General features: G+C 29.0%; 2 protein-coding genes. Both read right to left on the bottom strand.

Annotation, left to right across the window (positions count from 1 at the left end):
- Window positions 1-257: 257 nt before the first annotated feature.
- Window positions 258-944, bottom strand: a complete 687-nt coding sequence (locus EGM88_RS15660; RefSeq protein WP_123899351.1) for a hypothetical protein — start codon at window positions 942-944, stop codon at window positions 258-260.
- 168 nt (window positions 945-1,112) lie between these two features.
- On the bottom strand, window positions 1,113-1,676 hold the full coding sequence (locus EGM88_RS15655) for a hypothetical protein (RefSeq protein WP_123899350.1): 564 nt from the start codon (window positions 1,674-1,676) through the stop codon (window positions 1,113-1,115).
- Window positions 1,677-1,801 lie beyond the last annotated feature (125 nt).

The following is a 1,801-nucleotide window of genomic DNA, read 5'->3' as shown; positions in this document are numbered from 1 at the left end:
GTCGATTAGAGTGAAAGTAATACCCTTTATCTAATACAATGTCTCGGTTATTTTACTTCTTATTTCTCTCCATATTCATTGGATTTTACGAACATCCGTATTAATAACTCCTAACGGTGTGTATAAGGATAGTTGCGTGATTCAGCAACTAACTTACTAAAAAAGCGTGAACCTTTTGAAAATCCTACGGATTTTCCAAGTAGGCGATGACCAAGCAATTATTTTTATACGTTGTTACCACACGTTTTTTGGTCTTTTTAAACTGATAAATTTTTTAAAACTTCTCTGTTACGATTAAAAAACTCCACATTCTCGTTATCAATCCATCTTATACCACCTAATAGTGGATAATATTTTGGATAACTTGGTAATGTTTCTGCAATTAATTCGCTTTTCAAGAGATTTTCTTTTTTATCTAAAATATTCAGATATATTTTGAAGGTGTTTTCTTCGTGTTCGACCCAAATACCTGCTTTATTTTTTCTGTTTTTAGAACTTCTTAATTTACCGAAATAATAATGATTTTTATAATTTAGTTCTTTACATTTTTCGGCAATAGAATTAATTAAGGAATAATTTATAGTATCAGTTTTCTCACTTAATTCTTTAAAAGCTTCTAAAGTTTTTTCCAATAAGAATTCTGATTTATTATCTCTTGATAATTCAAAATACTCATCTAAATTGTTAAATGGTAATTCCAAAAATACTGTAGCTACATCAGTTGGATTTTCAAAACATCTGAATTTTATTTGTTTCTCATCTTTTGTTAAAGAAATATTTACTTTCATTATTTTTCCACCGATTTTCTCTTTAGTTTCAAGCAATAGTCTTAAAAATAAGTCTTGTATCAGATTGGTACTTAAATTTGCTTTTTTGACAAAATCTTGTGGGTATCCAGATTGGTAAACTAAATCCTGAAAACTTATTTGAAAATCTCTTATCATATCTTTATTGGATTGGTTTTTTCAAATGTGTGGTAACGGTTGGTATAAAGTTAGTGCGTGAAAACACACGGCTGATTTTCCGCCAGGAAAATCCGCTGACTAAAAATACACAAACTTTGGTAAAGAACAGAAGCGAGCATTAATTTTATACGGTGTTACCTGCTTTATTTATTCAAAATGTAACTTAAAGTATACCAACCGAATGACAATTCTACGATATTCGATTTTTTTAAATTCACGTTCAGGTATTTGGTCTATAAGCATGTCAATCAAACTATTATACTCCTGCTTATTTCCAATTTCTTCTCCTAGTCTTAACATTTTGTAACGAAAATCATTTTTATCTACCAGTTTGTTAATATCCACCAGTAGAACCAAACAGCCCAAATCCTCAACAATACAGTGAACAATGTCTTTCTCCAAACCTTTCCCAGTTTCAAGCTTTTTAATTATAGACTTTTTTATTTTTTCCTGTTTTAGCTCAAGAAATAAATTTTTATATGATTTCCGATCAATTTTATTCAAAAAACCATGTAGCACAAGCCCATTTTCAAAACCTGATAAGAAATTCATATAATGAAAAATACTATCTTTTGGAGCTCCGAAAATATTTATTCTATTATCAACCCTTGCTTTTTGGCACATTTCCAATTTTTGATCAAACAAAATATTTTCTTGTGTCCCTTTGCAAGAACTGAGTAAAACTATAAATACAATTAATATTTTTTTCATTATTGCAGGTAATAAGATGTGTAAAGATAGTAAAACGTTAGTTTTATTCTCTTTACATAGTGTTAGTTGTTGTTAAACGGAACTCAAAGGAAGTTTCCTTTGAGTTAGTGAGTAAAATAACTTCG

It is taken from the genome of Aureibaculum marinum (genome assembly GCF_003813905.1).
Lineage (GTDB): Bacteria > Bacteroidota > Bacteroidia > Flavobacteriales > Flavobacteriaceae > Aureibaculum > Aureibaculum marinum.
The sequence above is the reverse complement of the archived record's forward strand: the minus strand, read 5'-3'. Positions and strand labels throughout refer to the sequence as shown.

What these genes read in the sequence shown, in the direction of transcription:
- EGM88_RS15660 (WP_123899351.1), bottom strand. Translation starts at nt 944, where the DNA reads ATGATAAGAGATTTTCAAATAAGTTTTCAGGATTTAGTTTACCAATCT.
- EGM88_RS15655 (WP_123899350.1), bottom strand. Translation starts at nt 1,676, where the DNA reads ATGAAAAAAATATTAATTGTATTTATAGTTTTACTCAGTTCTTGCAAA.